Source organism: Aquirufa salirivi, assembly GCF_045310485.1.
GTDB lineage: Bacteria > Bacteroidota > Bacteroidia > Cytophagales > Spirosomataceae > Aquirufa > Aquirufa salirivi.
Genome location: NZ_JBEWZH010000011.1, coordinates 51076 through 68554 on the forward strand (window position 1 = coordinate 51076; position 17479 = coordinate 68554).

The 17479-nt window shown below is 38.0% G+C and carries 18 protein-coding genes and 1 pseudogene; 10 read left to right on the forward strand and 9 right to left on the reverse strand.

What is annotated here, in order from left to right; genetic code table 11:
• Nucleotides 1-111: 111 nt before the first annotated feature.
• The 3 genes from U0R11_RS13260 (at nucleotide 112) to U0R11_RS13270 (ending at nucleotide 2889) form a co-directional block, all read left to right on the forward strand.
• Nucleotides 112-1017 carry a PIG-L family deacetylase gene (locus tag U0R11_RS13260; protein WP_406752267.1) on the forward strand — a complete coding sequence of 302 codons (906 nt, stop codon included), beginning with the start codon at nucleotides 112-114 and terminating at the stop codon, nucleotides 1015-1017.
• Nucleotides 1018-1274: 257 nt separating this feature from the next.
• Nucleotides 1275-1832 carry a hypothetical protein gene (locus tag U0R11_RS13265; RefSeq protein ID WP_406752268.1) on the forward strand — a complete coding sequence of 186 codons (558 nt, stop codon included), beginning with the start codon at nucleotides 1275-1277 and terminating at the stop codon, nucleotides 1830-1832.
• Nucleotides 1833-1836: 4 nt separating this feature from the next.
• Complete coding sequence (locus U0R11_RS13270; protein ID WP_406752270.1) at nucleotides 1837-2889, forward strand: DUF4407 domain-containing protein; 1053 nt, start codon at nucleotides 1837-1839, stop codon at nucleotides 2887-2889.
• Nucleotides 2890-2954: 65 nt separating this feature from the next.
• Here U0R11_RS13270 and U0R11_RS13275 read toward each other — a convergent pair whose 3' ends face one another.
• The 4 genes and pseudogenes from U0R11_RS13275 to U0R11_RS13290 all read right to left on the reverse strand — a co-directional run bounded on the left by U0R11_RS13275 (nucleotide 2955) and on the right by U0R11_RS13290 (nucleotide 8805).
• Nucleotides 2955-4373 (reverse strand): zinc-dependent metalloprotease, encoded by a 1419-nt coding sequence (locus U0R11_RS13275; RefSeq protein ID WP_406752324.1) that lies wholly within the window; start codon nucleotides 4371-4373, stop codon nucleotides 2955-2957.
• A gap of 213 nt (nucleotides 4374-4586) precedes the next feature.
• Nucleotides 4587-5534: pseudogene (locus tag U0R11_RS13280) on the reverse strand (DUF5117 domain-containing protein); the annotation flags it as partial.
• 214 nt (nucleotides 5535-5748) lie between these two features.
• Nucleotides 5749-7149, reverse strand: a complete 1401-nt coding sequence (locus U0R11_RS13285) for a S8 family peptidase (RefSeq protein ID WP_406752272.1) — start codon at nucleotides 7147-7149, stop codon at nucleotides 5749-5751.
• A gap of 378 nt (nucleotides 7150-7527) precedes the next feature.
• Entirely contained in the window at nucleotides 7528-8805 is a 1278-nt protein-coding gene (locus U0R11_RS13290) for a prolyl oligopeptidase family serine peptidase (RefSeq protein ID WP_406752274.1), read from the reverse strand.
• Between the two features lie 189 nt (nucleotides 8806-8994).
• Between U0R11_RS13290 and U0R11_RS13295 the strand changes: the two genes are divergently transcribed.
• From U0R11_RS13295 to U0R11_RS13310, 4 genes are all read left to right on the forward strand, one after another.
• Entirely contained in the window at nucleotides 8995-9438 is a 444-nt protein-coding gene (locus U0R11_RS13295) for a nuclear transport factor 2 family protein (protein WP_406752276.1), read from the forward strand.
• A gap of 107 nt (nucleotides 9439-9545) precedes the next feature.
• The gene (locus U0R11_RS13300; RefSeq protein WP_166375420.1) at nucleotides 9546-9683 is read left to right on the forward strand and encodes a DUF2256 domain-containing protein; all 138 of its coding nucleotides are present in this window, start codon (nucleotides 9546-9548) and stop codon (nucleotides 9681-9683) included.
• On the forward strand, nucleotides 9631-9951 hold the full coding sequence (locus U0R11_RS13305) for a TIGR03643 family protein (RefSeq protein ID WP_406752278.1): 321 nt from the start codon (nucleotides 9631-9633) through the stop codon (nucleotides 9949-9951). Before U0R11_RS13300 ends, U0R11_RS13305 begins: the two co-directional genes overlap by 53 nt.
• Nucleotides 9951-11081, forward strand: coding sequence for an FAD-binding domain-containing protein (locus U0R11_RS13310; protein WP_406752280.1), 1131 nt, complete (start codon nucleotides 9951-9953; stop codon nucleotides 11079-11081). The genes U0R11_RS13305 and U0R11_RS13310 overlap by 1 nt, the downstream gene beginning before the upstream one ends.
• Here the strand turns inward: U0R11_RS13310 and U0R11_RS13315 are convergent.
• From U0R11_RS13315 to U0R11_RS13330, 4 genes are all read right to left on the reverse strand, one after another.
• Complete coding sequence (locus tag U0R11_RS13315) at nucleotides 10981-12093, reverse strand: cryptochrome/photolyase family protein (protein WP_406752282.1); 1113 nt, start codon at nucleotides 12091-12093, stop codon at nucleotides 10981-10983. The genes U0R11_RS13310 and U0R11_RS13315 overlap by 101 nt on opposite strands.
• A gap of 17 nt (nucleotides 12094-12110) precedes the next feature.
• Nucleotides 12111-12476, reverse strand: a complete 366-nt coding sequence (locus tag U0R11_RS13320; protein WP_406752283.1) for a cryptochrome/photolyase family protein — start codon at nucleotides 12474-12476, stop codon at nucleotides 12111-12113.
• 210 nt (nucleotides 12477-12686) lie between these two features.
• Nucleotides 12687-12809, reverse strand: a complete 123-nt coding sequence (locus U0R11_RS13325) for a hypothetical protein (RefSeq protein WP_406752285.1) — start codon at nucleotides 12807-12809, stop codon at nucleotides 12687-12689.
• Between the two features lie 98 nt (nucleotides 12810-12907).
• Entirely contained in the window at nucleotides 12908-13945 is a 1038-nt protein-coding gene (locus tag U0R11_RS13330) for an endo-1,4-beta-xylanase (RefSeq protein ID WP_406752287.1), read from the reverse strand.
• A gap of 173 nt (nucleotides 13946-14118) precedes the next feature.
• Between U0R11_RS13330 and U0R11_RS13335 the strand changes: the two genes are divergently transcribed.
• Entirely contained in the window at nucleotides 14119-14877 is a 759-nt protein-coding gene (locus U0R11_RS13335) for a DoxX family protein (protein ID WP_406752288.1), read from the forward strand.
• 46 nt (nucleotides 14878-14923) lie between these two features.
• On the opposite strand, the gene U0R11_RS13340 is transcribed toward U0R11_RS13335, so the two are convergent.
• A complete protein-coding gene (locus tag U0R11_RS13340) occupies nucleotides 14924-16405 on the reverse strand; it encodes a cryptochrome/deoxyribodipyrimidine photo-lyase family protein (protein ID WP_406752290.1) in 1482 nt (493 codons plus the stop codon).
• A 219-nt stretch (nucleotides 16406-16624) separates the two neighbouring features.
• Between U0R11_RS13340 and U0R11_RS13345 the strand changes: the two genes are divergently transcribed.
• Together U0R11_RS13345 and U0R11_RS13350 are read left to right on the forward strand one after the other, a co-directional pair.
• Complete coding sequence (locus U0R11_RS13345; RefSeq protein ID WP_406752292.1) at nucleotides 16625-17197, forward strand: zeta toxin family protein; 573 nt, start codon at nucleotides 16625-16627, stop codon at nucleotides 17195-17197.
• On the forward strand, nucleotides 17170-17334 hold the full coding sequence (locus tag U0R11_RS13350) for a hypothetical protein (RefSeq protein WP_269002406.1): 165 nt from the start codon (nucleotides 17170-17172) through the stop codon (nucleotides 17332-17334). The genes U0R11_RS13345 and U0R11_RS13350 overlap by 28 nt, the downstream gene beginning before the upstream one ends.
• Nucleotides 17335-17479 lie beyond the last annotated feature (145 nt).

Genomic DNA, 17479 nt, shown 5'->3' on the forward strand with positions numbered 1-17479 from the left:
GGCATGAATAAGGTCTTAAAATGCTTCGTCAAAATTGCAAATCATTCGAATAAATTTACCTAATTTATTGAAAAATTACCCCTTCTTTTGATTTTACGATACCTAAAACCTATGTCATTGATGAAACCTATTGCTATCTTCTTTTCTCTGTTATTGATTGGCTTTACATTTCCTGCCTCATCTCAGGGTCCTAAAGTACTTGTTGTCACGGCTCATCCCGATGATGAAACGGGATTCTCGGTAAGTTTATTTAAAATCACACACGAATTAAAGGGAATAGTGGATATGGCTGTGATGACAGATGGGGGCGGAGGCTTTGCCGATTCCCAATTAGGTGCCATGTATTATGGTTTAAATTTAACCGATTCCTTGGTTGCTAGGACTCATTTACCCCTGATCCGAAAGCAAGAGATATTGGATGCGGCTAAAATCATGGGATTGCGCAATATCTATTTTATGGAGCAGCCAGACGATTGGTATACCCTTGACCCTAAGCCCTATATTTCTGGTAAAAATTGGGATATTCCTTTCGTGGAAAAACGATTGGATTTGATTTTAGCCGAACGCCAATATGATTTTGTATTCACGATGTTGCCACATGCTGGTCAGCATGGACACCATAAAACCGCGGTGTTACTAGCTCTTGGAGCTGTTCAACGATTCAAAGGGCCACATAAGCCCATTATCATTGCTGGCAGTCCTTTGTCAGCTAATGCCAAACCGGTCGACTTTAGCATGCTTGATGGTTTTCCTGAAACGAAGATCAAAGCCAATGCTCCAACGTTTACCTTGAACAGAGCTTTTAGATTCAAAGAAAATGATAAGGTAAGTTATAAAATTGTGGCAGATTGGGTCATTGCAGCCTATAAATCCCAAGGAGCCATTCAAGAAAATGGTATTCATAAGACAGATTTTGAAGTGTATCGCTATTTTGATATCAACGATGCTCATGGTATTCAGTCGGTGCAAGACCTATTTCAACAACTGGCCAATAGTGGTTTTGCGGCACCTCGATAGCATTTCATGGGCAGGAATAGATAAATATACCTTGTTCGACAATTCTCTTGGCTTTTTATTCGTTAGGTATTCACCTGATTGACCTTGGATTTTCTCCCTGGGTTACAGGCTTTTTATCCATTAAAATCAAGCTTTAGACTCGGAATGTGCCGTTTATACTAATTTTTATTTATTCGAAAATTTTATGACTTACTTGGTCGGTATTGTTCCTTTTCCACTAATTCAATCAACCTAACAAATTAAAAGAGCCTAGCATTATGGGAATTTGGAATTATTTATTTGGAGGGAATAAGCCAGAGGAAAAGGCTATTCCTGATGTGTCCTTACAGGAAGAGGCGAATCGGATCGACCAGCGTTTGAATCCTAGTTTAGATGTTCGTAAGCCGCATTTCGATGGTAGATCGGAATCTACTTGGCAGCGAATTTTTGATCGAATTCGGCATGATTATGAAATGGAAGGTTATCAAGATGCTTTGACGACAGCGGATAATAAATACCGCGACGATAATATTTCCATCATCAAATTGGATTTGCAAGCTGATATTCATGAAGCGGAAATTGCTATCAAAGAATATCTAAAAGAAATCGATTTTCACATCAATTCTCGAAGAAAGGCTGACCTCCATGATTTAGTGGAGGAGCTAGAGTCTAGACGTGAAATTTGCATGGATCGATTAAAGACCATGGAAGAAATTAAGTTGGACGTATCGAATGATACAGGCACTTCCACTCGCATTGTGTTAGCTTACAAACGTGGATTTAATAAAGGTTTGGCAGCTCTTTCTATGGCCAATATCATCAACCGTAACATCTAAACCTATGGAAAAGACCTTCATCCCTAAAGACCTTTGGCTTCGTTTTGGTTGCTTTCTTTCGGGGCATAATTACCAAATTTTGTCGGAATGCTCGGAAGCGAGCAAACGCGATCAAAAGAAAATCACTTCGGCATTAGTCATTATCACGCTCATTTGGTCCATAATCGGTTATATATTTTCCAATAAATACCTCAATTTTGGTCCCTGGTTATCCTTGCTAGGTTCCGCTTTCATGGCAGTTTTAATTGTTCAGATAGAACGACAAATCATTCTTTCTGCCAAACTGAATAGCTGGGCCAAATTCTTTCGTGTCTTATTGGGTATCATTGTAGCGGTTATTGGAGCCAGTATCATCGACCAGTATTTATTCGCCAACGACATCCAGAAAATTGCTCAAGCGTCAGTCGAAGCTAAAGCATTAAAAGAAAGTAATATTGCTAAAAATGTCTACCAAACGGCTATTGCTCAATTGGATAGCACCATCATGGTAGAGAAAATCAATTACCAAAAAATACAAACTCAAGTATTGAAATTACCTGCAACGCTTGCAGGTGGAGGAGGAGGAAAACGATATGATTCCGAAGGTAATTTGATTAGTGAACAGCAAAGTAGTCGCATTCCCAATCCTGAGATTTCCAATTTACGGGCCTTTCAAGCTTCCATTGCTTCCAAGATAAGTGTGTTGGAAAATGAGAAAATTCAGAAAGGGCAACAATATGCTGCGGAGGTAAAGAATAAAGCAAAAGAAATTTTAAGTCGTAAACCAGGCTTTTTGGATGAGTTAAATGCTTTGATCAATTACTTAATGGAGTTTGATCCTTATCCCACGGCTTTGATATTTTACTTGATTTGGTTTTTCTTTTTCCTTTTAATTGAATCCTTGGTACTCATCATAAAAAGTAATCATCATGAAAATGATTATGAAAAGGTGGTCGACTATCAACAAAATATTCGTATCCGTCGTTTAATGGCTCTGGAAGATAAGCGCAATGCCGCATTAGGTGCTGATTCCATGATAGGTTCAACATCCCATTTGATTCAGAATTTGCCCAAGTAGGTTTGTTCATTCATAAAAAAAGCCTTCCTGTTTACTGGAAGGCTTTTTTTGTTGCACTGATGAAATTATTTCTTAGGATCTAAGGCTTTATCAATACGAGCAATTAAATCCAATAAGTGAAATTTACTCAATCGGTCAGCTGATCCAGCAGAAGCCGCTTTTAAGCTATCTTTTAAGTTGAGTAATTGACCTCTGGCGATGGATGGTAAATCAGTTTGATTAAGATTAACCATTCGTGTCCTAAATCCAAAAGTTACACCTACGGGAATAGACCTTACTTGTGTCGTTCCAGGATTTAGCAAGGCTGCTACTTTGTCAATGTACAATTTTTGAAGATTTCTTCTGAAAATATCCACGGAAGTTTGGCTTTTTAATTCCGAGAAAATACCTAATCGTAAATCAGTCATTAATTCATCGACCGAATAATTGTTTTTGTTGATGGATGAACCTTCCATCAAACGTACCATGCGGTCGCCCAGTAAGAGATTGCTTAGAGTAGCATCTTGCATGGATTTAATCACCTCAACTCCATTTTCAGGATTGATTTTGGCAAGGATATTTTGATCTAACAACCAAGTTGGAGTAGCAAATAACTGCTTATTTAAGAAAGCAACGGCATCTTTTTGTAAGTTCTTTGGTACTATTTCAAATTGATTACCCACCATATCATAGGTTTTAGGATTGTCATAAATCCCACCCACATTTTTTGTTACATGGCCTAAATACCTTCTGTATTGTCCTGTGACATTGGTGTATAATTCATCTAATTCAGCATAGCTTTCTCCGTTTTCTTTGGTCCAATCAATTAAGTTGGGAAGAATTCTTTGCAAGTTTTTAATGCCATACGTAGAAGCAATCATGGCATTATCACCGATGTCCTCGGTTTGGTAACGTGGATCATAGGGACTGACTTCTGTACCAAACCATAGCCTACGGTTTTTGTAAGCTTCTTTCGTCAATTCATTCAAAATAGCCTTTTCTTCTTTTTCACTTTTTGCTTCATCAAAATAGGAATAACCCCACTTGATGGCCCATTTGTCATAATCTCCAATTTTCGGGAATAAATGCGTTACGCCATCTTCTGGCTGAGCCACATAATTGAAACGGGCATAATCCATGATAGAAGAAGTATGTCCATTTTTTTCTTGGAAGTCTTTATCACGTAATTTTTCTACTGGAGTAGCAGAACTTGCGCCCATGTTATGACGTAAACCTAAGGTATGTCCTACTTCATGAGAGGAAACAAAACGGATTAGTTCACCCATTAAGGCATCGTCAAATGTTTTTTTGCGTGCTTTAGGATCTACGGCTCCGGTTTGAACCATATACCAATTTCTCAATAATGACATGATATTATGGTACCAGCCGATATGACTTTCTAGGATTTCACCCGTTCTAGGATCATGTACGTTGGGACCGTAAGCATTTTGAATATCAGCTGCAAAATAGCGAACGACAGAGAAGCGTGCATCTTCTAGACTCATGCTAGGATCATTTTCTGGCCAATACTCTCCACGAATGGCATTTTTCCAACCGGCATGTTCAAAAGCCGCTTGCCAATCATCAATACCCGCTTTGATGTATTTTTTCCATTTGTCTGGTGTGGCGGGGTCAATGTAGTAAACAATGGGTTTTGCAGGTTCAATCAATTGCCCTTTTTTCTGTTTTTCCGCATCTTCTTTCGACTTAGGTTCAAGGCGCCATCTAACGGCAAATACGTCAGTATCTGCTTTTTGAGATTCTTCTTCAAACACTCCATATTGATTGGCGAAATAACCTACGCGGGCATCAAAACTTCTTTTACGCATGGGTTTTTTCGGCAAGGCAATCATGGAAGTATTTAATTCCAAAGTCAATAAACCAGCATCTAAACCGGCAGGCAAATTGGTTCCAATTCTAGGAACTGGGCTCAACGAAATCAAGGAGGGTACCGTAGAATAGGTTTTTACAGTTCTAATTTCCGTATTGATAGGAAAGCTACTTATCTTCTGAATAAACGACTTATCCTATTGAAACGCCTGAATACTCAGTGTTTGTTTTCTGACTGGATCTAAAGAAAATGTTTGAATATCGGAGTCAAAGGTACTGGTCATGTCGATGACATAGGAAAGCTCCTTTTTACCTGTAGAATCTTTTTTAATGGCTAATATGTCATAAATTCCCACAATAGGATTAGCTGAGGAGTTTTTAACCGCCTGGGCTAAAGGCTTTCCTTCATCGGGCGACATGATGACGTAGCTTATGGAACGAAGCAATAAGTTATTATTATTCCCTTTTTCAAATTGAATCACTTGTCGGTTTACTTCCTCTCCTCCAAAAATTCCTCCACCGGCTGGTGTTTTGGAAAAACGAGTAATGGTCATGATTTCTTGGTCAATGAGGGCTGCTGGAATTTCAAAAAGAAATTTCTGATCCATTTTATGGACATCGAATAATCCTTTTTGCGTGACAGCCGTGCTATCGACTACTTTATTGTAAGGTTTGGGACCTTTTTTATTGGCATCTACTTTAGGCGTTTCGGCAATGGGAGCTGCAGCCACTGGAGTTTTGGGAACTTCTGGTTTTTTATTGCCTTGGGCTAATGCTGCTGGTAATTGACTCATCAGCAGGACTGCCACAGCAAACGATAATTGGATTTTTTTCATGTAATTTTTAGCGTGTTTACAAGGAAATGATCGAACAATACGACAATCCTAATATGGAAGTTATCAGGTAATTTAAACAGGGTCTTTTTACTTACCAAACCGACGGTCATTTTTCCGAGGAATATTTTTCTGCTGTTGATCGATAAGAAAAACAAAAAGCCTCTCTAATGAAAGAGAGGCCTTTAAAACACGGATACGCTTTTATTAAGAAGTATTAATAAAATCCTACAACACCTACATTTAGTCGACCACCTGAAATTGTTTTACCATTTAAAGACGGTGTGACACTGGTGCTATTAATAATAGCTTTTTTAATCACTTGAGAAGCAGATTGGTTGGTACTCGTTGGATAATTTTTTGCCGCATACAGGGCAACAGCCGCCGTTACGTGTGGAGCTGCCATGGATGTGCCACTATAAGCAGCATATCCTACGCCATTAGGTCCTGAGACTGTAGAAATGATATTTGCTCCAGGAGCTCCGAGAGCAACTGATTTAACACCATAACTAGACCATGTAGGCAGTAAACCATCCACATCAATAGCAGATACAGCTATGACATTGGGAGTGGTATAACTAGCTGGATAAGAAGGAGTCAAATCGATGTTGCTTCCAGCATTACCTGCTGCTACAATAAAAAGTATACCACCTCTGTCAGCTCGTTGAATGGCGGACATCAATAATTTAGAGTAGCTACCTCCACCCCAAGAATTATTGCTGGCTACTATATTGATTCTTTTAGTTTTCTTCAAACTGGTTAAATAATCTAATGCTTTGATCGCATTGGCGGTAGATCCTCCAGTAGGTCCCATGAATTTTGTTGGGATGATTTTGACATTCCAATTCACGCCAACTACTCCAATGGAATTGTTGCCTAATCCGCCAATGGTACCTGAAATGTGCGTACCATGTGCATCAATATCATTGCTTGAATTTCCATCATAGACGGAAGCATCATTGTTGGCAAAATCCCAACCACGGACATCGTCAATATATCCGTTTCTATCATTATCCAAACCATCTACGATTTCATTTGGGTTGGACCACATGTTGTTGACTAAGTCAGGGTGATTAAACATAACACCCTCGTCCACAATACCTACGTAAACGGTAGAAGATCCTGTATTATTATTTGCCCAAGCTACGTTGGCATTACTGCCATAGGTTCCATTCAAGCCCCAAAGTTGACCTGTGCTATAAAATAAATCGTCGGGAGTAGTACTTGTTTGTTGGTGTGTATACAGTTGATTAAGTTCTGCTATTTCGATTAAAGAATTTTTTGAAGCACGATTGATGGCTTCAATGGCATTGATATTGGTTTTTATGACATAGAATCCCTCATCGCCTTCATCTTTCATTTCTTGCGTGATGATTTGTTCTTGAATAGTCCCTGTAATAGCTTTTATGGCAGTTAATTTACCAGATTCAGAAGTTCCTCTTTTAAATTGAATTAATACTTCATTGGAAATATTTTTCCCTGAATTACCTTGTTGAACTAAACCTGGAGCAGAGGAATTGCCATTGTTACTATTGGGCGATAGAGCTAATTCATCCAATTGCATCTGGCAAGAAAAGGTAAATGCCGCCAAAAGTAAAATTGCAAATAGAGATTTCATTATTCGATTTTTAATGTGAGTAAGTTAAATGTATGATTTAGAACACAAATATTAAATTCGAACACATAGTAAATGTAATGATTACAATTCGTTAAGTTAAAATAGAAATCTATATTATCTTATTTTTTTACAATTTAATAATCTAAAATTGGATAATATTGACATATGTCAATGAAAGAATGTAAAGAATGGGCTTTTTTGCCAAAATTGAAGAAAGTTTTCATTTAGATTTATAACTAATTGTCTAATCGTGTTCATCAAGGATGAATTAGTAAAGTAAAACGGCCTATCATTTCTTCTGTTAGGTCAAATTGGATGATACAATTTAGCCTCTGATATGTCATATGAGAGGCTTATATTAACTACATATCGGAAATATTATTTGCCTTTTTTCTGAGCAGCCAACCATTCCATGATGCTAACAGGCTTCCCATTAACTTTAACTAATGAACCGTCTAGGTCAGTTCTTGGAAGGTTTTCATGTAGGTAAACCCAAGACCAATGTCCGTTATATTGAAATCCTTTTCCTCCATAGAAATTGGTGATATCATGTACATGGTCATAATAGGTAAAATGAACATTTTCAGCTCCAGCTGCCTGCAATCTTTGATAAACAGGAACCACCGTTAGATCTGGGATGGTAGTAGCGTCATCTTTAGAATGAACAAACCAAATAGGAACTTGCTTGATTTTTTGAATATCGGCATCAGGGATGTATTCGGAACGGTAAGCCAAGGCACTGATATATCCAGCAGCAAAGTAGTCTGGGTATAGTAATATCAACTTTAATGCCATATATCCACCGTTAGAGCAACCTCCCACATAGATTCGATTGGGGTCAATATGGGGGTTGGATTTGACATAGTCTTTAATCAATGCCATTAATCCTTCATTGTAGACATCATTTTCCTTGCCTTGTGTACTTACTTTTTGCGCATTATGCATCCAAGCTCCTGGACACTGGGGAGATAAGACATAAGCTCCTTCAAAAATTGACTGGATTGCTTCTGAGGCATAATTTGCTGCTTTATTGCCTAATAGGGGAATCGTTGGATCAAATCCGCCTTCTCCTCCACCATGCAGCCAAATGAGTAAGGGGGCTTTCTCCTTTTTGATGGTCGGACTATAAGTAGCATAAGACATCGTCAATTGATCATTGAACTTATACTTACCTGTTAAATCAAATTGATCGACTAAAGGCATTATTTTTCCAGTAGGGCTATCCCAAACTTGTTGAGATTTCGCATGAATGATGGTCAATTGATAATCTACCCACACATTACCTTTGCTTCTGAAATATTGGATGGGAGAGCTAATGGGTAGTTGTGGCCCCACTGCCAGCACCAACGTGATGTTTTTGCCAGTTTTAACCCGATTGCCTGTTGAATCGGAAACATAAGCTCCTACGATTTCTCTTTTACCGTGAGATTGCTCTTCTGCGATAGGCCCAGCGGTGGACTTTCTGGAAGCAAAGACAGAAAATTCACCAGCATTCACGGTCGAAGTGGTATCAGACAAGCTTAGAATTACTTTATTAACACCTGCTCCCCAGTCAAAACCTTCCACCACTAGTTTGTAAGATCCAGTTGGTTTGGCACTAGTGGTCATTGAAATCGTCGCTAATAATAGCGCAAAAATGTACCTGATTTTCTTCATGGTATCGTGATTTTTTTTTCAATGTAGCCAATATTTGAAAATAATTTAACCTGTGAATACCGTAAAATAGATGTATAATCCAAAGAGTGATGAATATTGAAGTTTTTGGATTTTGAACATATTTCAAAGGGGAGAGCCTAATAAATTTGCTAAACATCTTTAGATTTGGATTCAATTATTGATTCATCCATGAAAAAAAACATACTTTTTACCTATTTAAGCGTCCTATTATTCATTGGTGGAAACCTAGATTTGTCGGCGCAAGCTCCAACTGACAGCCTACATCAGCCAATCATTCGGTTTTTTGATGGTTTTTCGCAAATGAATGTCACCTTATTCAAAGAGAATACCACGCCTGATTTTGTACTCTATGAAGCAGGGATGATTTGGACCAATGATACTTTGACTCAAAAAGTAAAACCAAATCCTAGTATTCCTTACGAACGAAAAAATACCTTTACTTTTTTAAGGACTGAGCAACAGGGAGATATGGCTTGGGTGAGTTATTGGAACCAAGCTGTGATTCGTCGGGGAGATCAAATCCGAAACGCACGCTGGTTAGAAAGTGTGGTATTGGTTAAACATTCAGGCCGCTGGAAAATCCGCATGATGCATTCTACACCGATAAAGTAAGCGGTATATTCAAAGAACGTTTAAACTCAAATTTTTGTAGAAATTTTAAACCTTTTTTCATTTGCATTGTTTCGAATAACTAATGCTATTGGGTATTAAATTGTGTCATGCAAGGGGTTAAAAAACAGCATTTGCCTACTAAAATTTGTCCTATTTGCTCCAGACCATTTTCTTGGCGCAAAAAATGGGAGCGTGATTGGGACAAAATCGTTTATTGCAGTGAAAAGTGTCGAAGAAATAAATAAGTTGTCAGAAGAAGATATAGACAGAATCATACAAATGGCTTGGGAAGATCGCACGCCTTTTGAAGCCATTGAATTTCAGTTTGGACTCAAAGAAAAAGAAGTCATAGAATTCATGCGACTACATAGTAAAAGGTCGAGTTTTCAGATGTGGCGCAAAAGGATGTCGGGCCGAAACACCAAACACCTGATAAAAAGAGTTTCCCTAGACCCACGTTTTAAATGTAATCTCCAGCGAAGTATCAGCTTGAATAAAATTAGTAAACGCTAATGGAATTTCCTGCCAGCCTAGAAGCTGTATACCATCGAATTGACACTTTCGATCCTGTAACTTATGCTCGTACCAGAAATTTTATCGATGGTGGTGTTTCCTACCTTTCACCTTATATGTCTCGTGGGTTTATTACCGTACCAGGGGTATTATTTAGGTTGAAGAACCGCGGATTTAGCTTTTCGGAATTGGAAAAATTTATTCAAGAATTAGCCTGGCGGGAGTATTATACCAAAACTTGGTTTCGACTTGGCGATGGTATCTTTCAAGATATTCGACATCCTCAGGAGGGTGTTTTGCACCGAGGACTTCCTTCCGCTTTGGTTCATGCTCAAACAGGGATTGAAGCCATCGATGAACATATAGCTCGTTTTCCTCAAACAGGATATTTGCACAATCACCTTCGGATGTACATCGCATCTCTTGCCTGTAATGTGGCACATTATCACTGGTCTGGACCTGCTGCTTGGATGTATTATCATTTACTGGATGGAGATTTAGCGAGTAATGCGCTTAGTTGGCAATGGTGCGCTGCTACCTTTAGCAATAAGCCCTATTGGGTGAATCAAGAAAATATCAATCATTACACACATCGTCAACAAAGAAATACGTTAGTCGATTGTTCTTATGAAGAACTACCTTATTTGGCATTTCCCGACATATTCAAAGAAAAGTTTGATTTTAAACCTCAAGAACCGAATATCCACTTTCAAGTTCCACAGATCAATCCAGACTTACCTACTTTCTTATATTCGCATTATACCCTAGACCCCAATTTCCATGCCAAGGAGAAGGGAAATCGAATTTTGGTGATGGAACCGTCTCATTTTAAGCGTTTTCCTATGTCGCCTAATTCCATTCAATTTATATTGGATTTAGCTGCACAAATTCCTGACTTACAGGTTTATTCTGGTGAATACGCAGATTTGGGCTGTCTGGGTATCTTTAGAGATCATCCCATTCTTACTCATTGGGTAGGAGAGTTAGAAGCTTATCCATTTTTAGCACCTGATTTAATCGGAGATTTCCCTAGCTTTTTTTCATATTGGAATCCTCTGAAGAAACGCTTGGAAAAAGGCTGGTCAGATAATTTTCAGCCTGTTGAAGATGGGAATCTTTCTTTTCTTTAGGCATTTTATCCCAAGTGCTTATGAGCATAGCCCAGCGAGGGTTTTTGGAAAAAGTGGCTCGCTGTTTATCTAAAAACCGCCAAAATAATCCATCCCAAACAGCTTGCCAAGGACCTTTTTTATAATCGCTCATTTTTAAAATATAATTGGAACCACAGATATAGGGTTTCGTCGTCATTAATCCTCCATCACTAAATTGCGACATGCCATAAACATTGGGAACCATCACCCAATCGTAGGCATCGATGTACATTTCCATGAACCATTGATACACGGCGTTTGGTTTGATTTCACACAGTAACATGAAGTTTCCGAGTACCATCAATCGTTCGATATGGTGTGAATAACCTGTTTTGAGAAGTTTTCGAATGGTCATATCCACAGGTTCTATCCCCGTGGAAGCGGTATAAAATGCCTCCGGCATCTCCTTGGTAAATTGCCAATAGTTGGAATTTCTTTGCTGCGTTCCAATTTTTTGATACAATAATTGTACAAACTCTCGCCAACCAATGATTTGTCGGATTAAGCCTTCCAAACTATTCAATGGAGCCTGTGTCTGAACGATTTGTGCAACAATTTTAGCTGGGTTTAAAAGCCCCACGTTGATGAGGGGACTTAATACACTATGAAATAGGGTAGATTCCTGCGCTAAAATAGCATCTTCATAGACACCAAAAAGAGCGAGACGTTCTTGGATAAATTGATCCAAAGCTAATTTCGCATCTTCATGTGTACATGGGTAGTATCCACTAATAAAGGGCATTTCTAGGCTTCCTGGGTTTTTGGGAAAATGTATTTGGACATAGTGAATAGCTTCCTGAACATAGGGATTGGATGCAAGACTTGGAAATGGCTGGGGGATGTAGGTGTTTTTGGGTATTTTTTTTCTGTTTTCGGTATCAAAGGACCATTGTCCACCCAACGGATTTTGTTGTTCGTCCAGCAGAATTTGAAGATTCTTTCTTTGTTGAATGTAAAACGCCGTTTGGAAATAGGTTTTTTTGTTGCCCAAAATTTGAACATCCTGATTTAAGAAATTGGGACTGGGATTATGTTTTTTGGTACTCGACAGACACGTTGAATTCTCTTTTCCAGTAAGTAATCATGGGTGTCAAAATAGCTTAATTCACTTAATCCCTCTTTTTGTAGGGTTGAAATGAGCTCAATTATGTTGGATTTAGGGTCATTGGCCTCAATATAGATTACTTGAAATCCATGTTGACTTAGTAAATCAGCAAAATAGCGAAGGCTGGCTCGGTGAAAAAGAAGCTTTTGTTGATGAAAATTATATTGTTTGAAATACAAATCAGACTCAATCACATAACATGTTTGATCCGAAGGCAGCTCCAATGCTTCTTCAAATAATTGATGTGGAAAAATAAGAAATGCTTTCATAGGCAAGGATTTTAAGGCCCGCTATGTCAACTAGTGAAATGAAGAAGATGTTTTAAAAGATACCTGAAAAATGAATATTCAAATAATTATCTTATCCGTTCATATTTACCATAAACATATCCAAAGTATGGGTCATGTGTTGAAGGGAATCTAGATGTAAAGTCAATTGGTGCCAGAAAGCAATACTTGTTAGGAAAAAATAAAAGGCAATTACCTAAACCTCACAGAGTCAATTAATAAACAGAATCCTGCCTGAAATACAAGCAAAGCCCCAGTTCCATACCAAAACCAGGCATCTCCTTGCATTTTACTAATTCCTGCATCTATGGCCATGGATAAGCCAGAACCTGTCAATAGAAGCCCAGAAATCGATTGGATTAACCACCTTTAGGCCGATTTTTTGTTGATGTTCATGTAGGTGAAATTTAGTATTATTTCTTTTTCAATCTTTGATACAATTCCCCATATACCGACTTCCTTTGGTAACTCTCATCAAACAGCAAAGGATACTCTTTTGGTCTTTTGAAATAGCCTCGTAACCAAGAATCCTTATCGCCTACATTCCAAAAAGTTATGCCATATTGTTGTTTAGTAGGAATGGCAGCAAAGGCAGAAAATAACAAGTGAAACTTGTTAGATTGAGCTTGTAGGCTCATTACATCATTGACAAAATCAGGATTGTTTTTCGGATTCACCGCCACATCTACTTCTGAAAAATGAATGTGTAAGCCAGTAGCGGTCGACTGCTCGATCACTTGCTTGATTTCTTCATTTTTGGACTGTATGGAAATGTGCATTTGCAATCCTAATCCATGAATAGGGATTTGACGTTTTTTGAAATCTTGAACCATATTCAAAATGGCCTCCATTTTTTTAGGTTTTCCATCTTGTCCATAATCATTGTAAAAAAGTATAGCCTTGGAGTCTGCCTCATGTGCCCATGTAAAGCTTTTAGCAAGGTAATCGGGTATGTGATCTGCCCAAATACTTGGCCTTAAACTTCCATCATCTAAAAAGGCCTCATTTACCACATCCCAGCCAGCTATTTGCCCTTGATAATGGTTCATAATCGTTTGAATATGGTTTTTTAATAGATTTTCCCAAGCCTGCTGATCCCCTTGAAAATCCTTCATCCATGGAGCTGTTTGATTATGCCAAACCAAGGTATGTCCATGAACCCGACTCTTATTTTTCTTAGCAAAAGCCACAATTTCATCCCCTTTGACAAAATCAAAACGCATGGCCTCTGGATGAATGAGTGCCATTTTCATGTGATTTTCAGCTGTGATGCTTGTAAATTCATTCATAGCCAAGGCACGATAAGAACTATTTTCTTCCAATAGTCGAGGATTCACCGATGCACCCAAAGGATAGGGAAGAATCAGTTTTAGAAATTCAGTGGAATGGACTTGTTGGGCCTGTAGAAAAGGAGTAAAGCCCAGTATGAACAACGTAATGATTCTTTTCATGGTCAAAAGGTTTTTCACAAGGTAATAATTTAGGAGAAAAAGCATCTATGGAACGTTTGATAATTTTTTCAAAAAAAATGTGAAAATAATTCAAGGGAAATGGATTAGGTCTTTTGAGGGATGCTTATCTTGTTATTCTCATTTTCAAGATTGGGGATTTTATTGAAACAAGGATGTGGAATAAGCTAGAACAATATATTACGGACATCAGGTTTAATCGATGGTATCGTTACTTTGCCATTTTTTGTCGGATTACTCTGGCTGTAGCATTCGCTATATCAGGTTGGGTGAAAATCAGTGGAGAAAGGTTTGCCGCAGGCCTGTCATCCAATCACCCTTTAGGGCACTATTTTGATGCGTTATTAGATACCGGTTTTTACTATACTTTTATTGGAATAGGTCAAGTAATCGTGGCTATTTTATTACTTATTCCTAGAACAGCTTTATTGGGAGCTATCGCTTCTTTTCCAATTTTGATCAACATTTTCGTGCTGACTTATTCCCTACGTTTTGAAGGGACCAGAATAGTGACTTTCATGTTATTGGCTAATTTGTTTTTGCTGGTTTGGGATTTCCAACGACTCAAACCTATTCTCGCTTTCCAACAGCGAAATAATGAACTACAAACTAACCCTAATTATTCCAGTACACATTCGTTTCCTTACGTCTTTTTTACTTGTGTGTTATTGACCTTGGCTACGGTTATTGGAGTGAATCAAATCATGTACGACATTAGACCCGGTAATTCCCCTGAGGAATGCAGGAATGGCTGTCGGGACAGTGCCACACCCAAAGCATCCAAACAATTTTGTGATTGTATCTATAACCAAGGCCATAATTTAAGGACCTGTTTGGAGGAATTTGAGAAGGCAAAAGCAATCGAATTGGGAGCTGATAGTAAAAGTCTTCCAAGGCCGTCCAGCGAAAAATAAATTTTACCTTCAACCTTATTCATTCGATTTATCTTTCACCTATCAACTACGCTTTTCTATTTTGGGGATTATTGACATGTTTTTGGAGGATTCGTGTACCTTCTTGCCTTGCAATTTTTGTTTTCCTAATTGCCCAAACTTGCTCAGAGGCAGCTTTACGTGAATTTTCAACATCGATGATGGGGAAAGGATAATCTTGCCCTAGGTTTACATGGTACATTTTTTGTTCCATTTCGCTCAGTTTCCAAGGTTCATGTAGTAGACTAGGTGGTACAGCTTTTAATTCAGACACCCATTTTTTAATGAATATCCCATCAGGATCGTGTTCCATGGAGTTTTTAATAGGATTATAGATTCGGATGGTATTGACACCTGTTATCCCAGCCTGCATTTGAATCTGCGGATAATGAATCCCTGGTTCGTAGTCTAGAAACTGTCGAGCCAAAAAATGGGCCAAATCCCGCCAATCTTGCCAAAGGTTAAAGACAAAAAAAGAAACGACTAAAGCCCGCATCCGGAAATTGATATATCCGGTTTCCACTAAACAACGCATGCATGCATCCACCAAAGGAATACCCGTTTGTCCTTGTTCCCAAGCTTTTATATAATCTATATTTCGCTTTTTTTCCAAAGATTGGTAGGCCAGGTTGATGGCTTCAAATTCCATCCGACATTCATCCTCAAATTTTTGTATAAAATGACAATGCCAATGGAGTCTTGAGATGAAATTTTGTAGCGAACGTCGATTACCTGATTGAGAATAATGTTGTTTGGTAAACGTATAAACCATTCTCATGCTCAGGTTTCCATAGCTCAAATAAGGAGAAATACGGCTACATCCTCGTCGACTAGCCTCAGGTTTACTGATTGATTTGCTATAATCTTGGTGGCGAGTTTGCACAAAACTTTGTAGGTATTTCCATGCCCAATATTCGCCTCCTTCTTGAAATTTCGGATTTCGAGTTGTAAAATCAACAGGGATTTTTTTCCCTTTGAGGCTGTCATATAAGGTACTGGCTAGATGAATCAGGTTCCAATCATGCTCGCGAACTAAAAATGGAGGCTGATTCATACGTTCATCCCATCTTTTTTGCCAAGTTTTTCTTGAACGTAATTTTCGAATGACCCCATTCGTTGGAGTTTCTTTCCATTGAATTCCATGTAAATCACAAAATACCTTGACTTCTTTATCCCGCTGGTAACTTAGGCTATTCCCAATTTCTTCATGAGAATACATGTTTTGAATGGAATAATGTTCTGTTAAGGCATCCAAAACGGGCAAAACTTCCTGATGAAATAGATACAAGCGGCCATTTCGGTCTTCCAATCGGCCTTGCATTTCGGTTAAGGATTCATATACAAAACGCCAATGTCGCACATCACTATCGGGGTATTGAATCAAGGAAGGTTCAAAAAAATAAACTAATAAAACGGGGATATCTTGTTCCAAGGCACGGTAAAGTGGCTCATGGTCTGTAAACCGAAGATCACGTTTAAACCAAACGATATTGATGGGTGATTTGGGCAATGGAAATTGTTTAGCTATTAAACTAGATGAAGAAAATATTGTTTTTAGTGAATCAGTTAAATTCTGCCTATAGGTATAACAAAGAATTTAAATACAGTTGGGTATGAATTGTATTTTTAAATTTGTTTAAGGAATTATGATTCTTTACGTACCAAGGGTTAGAAACTATTATCAGTTTTTTGAATTGATTGGAGCCAAAAGGTATGTATTTTCGAATCGATGGAAAAGTATGTATATATTATTGCAGGATGTAACGGGGCAGGAAAGACAACAGCATCCAATACTATATTACCTGAAATATTAGATTGTAAAGAATTCGTAAATGCATATGAAATTGCAAACAGCATATCTCCATTTCAACCAGAGAAAGTAGCATTTACGTCGGGAAGAATCATGCTTTCTAGAATTGATGAGTTATTGTTGAAAGGAGAATCATTTTCATTTGAGACTACCTTGGCTGCCAAATCGTATCAACATTTGATAAAAGAAGCGCAGAAGAAGGGATTTGTTGTGATTCTATTATTTTTTTGGCTCCGAACAATTGGTCTTGCTAAAGAAAGGGTTGTTACTCGAGTAAAAGAAGGAGGACATAATATACCTGAAGATGTAATAGAAAGACGATATAAAGCAGGAATTACAAATTTGTTTCATATATATTTGCCTTTAGTTGATGCTTGGTTAATATATGATAATTCAGATTCAGAACCTGATTATATCGCCTCTAAAGATCAAGACGGAACTTACAAAATTAAAAATGTAGTAAAATGGCAACAACTAAATCAAGCTCAATAAAGAATACCTCCTTAGTAATGGAAAAGATTGAGTTGGGTATGTCTAAAGTCAAGGAGGATTTAATTGCATATAAAAAAGCTAAAAATTCTGACTTGGTGGTACTTAAAGGTGACAAGGTCGTTCGTGTTAAACCTTAGGGCCTTTACTAAGCGAAATTTGAACCCTCAAATACCCCATGAATAGGAATTCTCCTTATTATTTTTTCACAAAGTTTACCAGTTCTAAAATCTTAGAATAGCTGAAGTTTAAAAAGGAACGAAAAGGATATTTTCGATTTTTTCT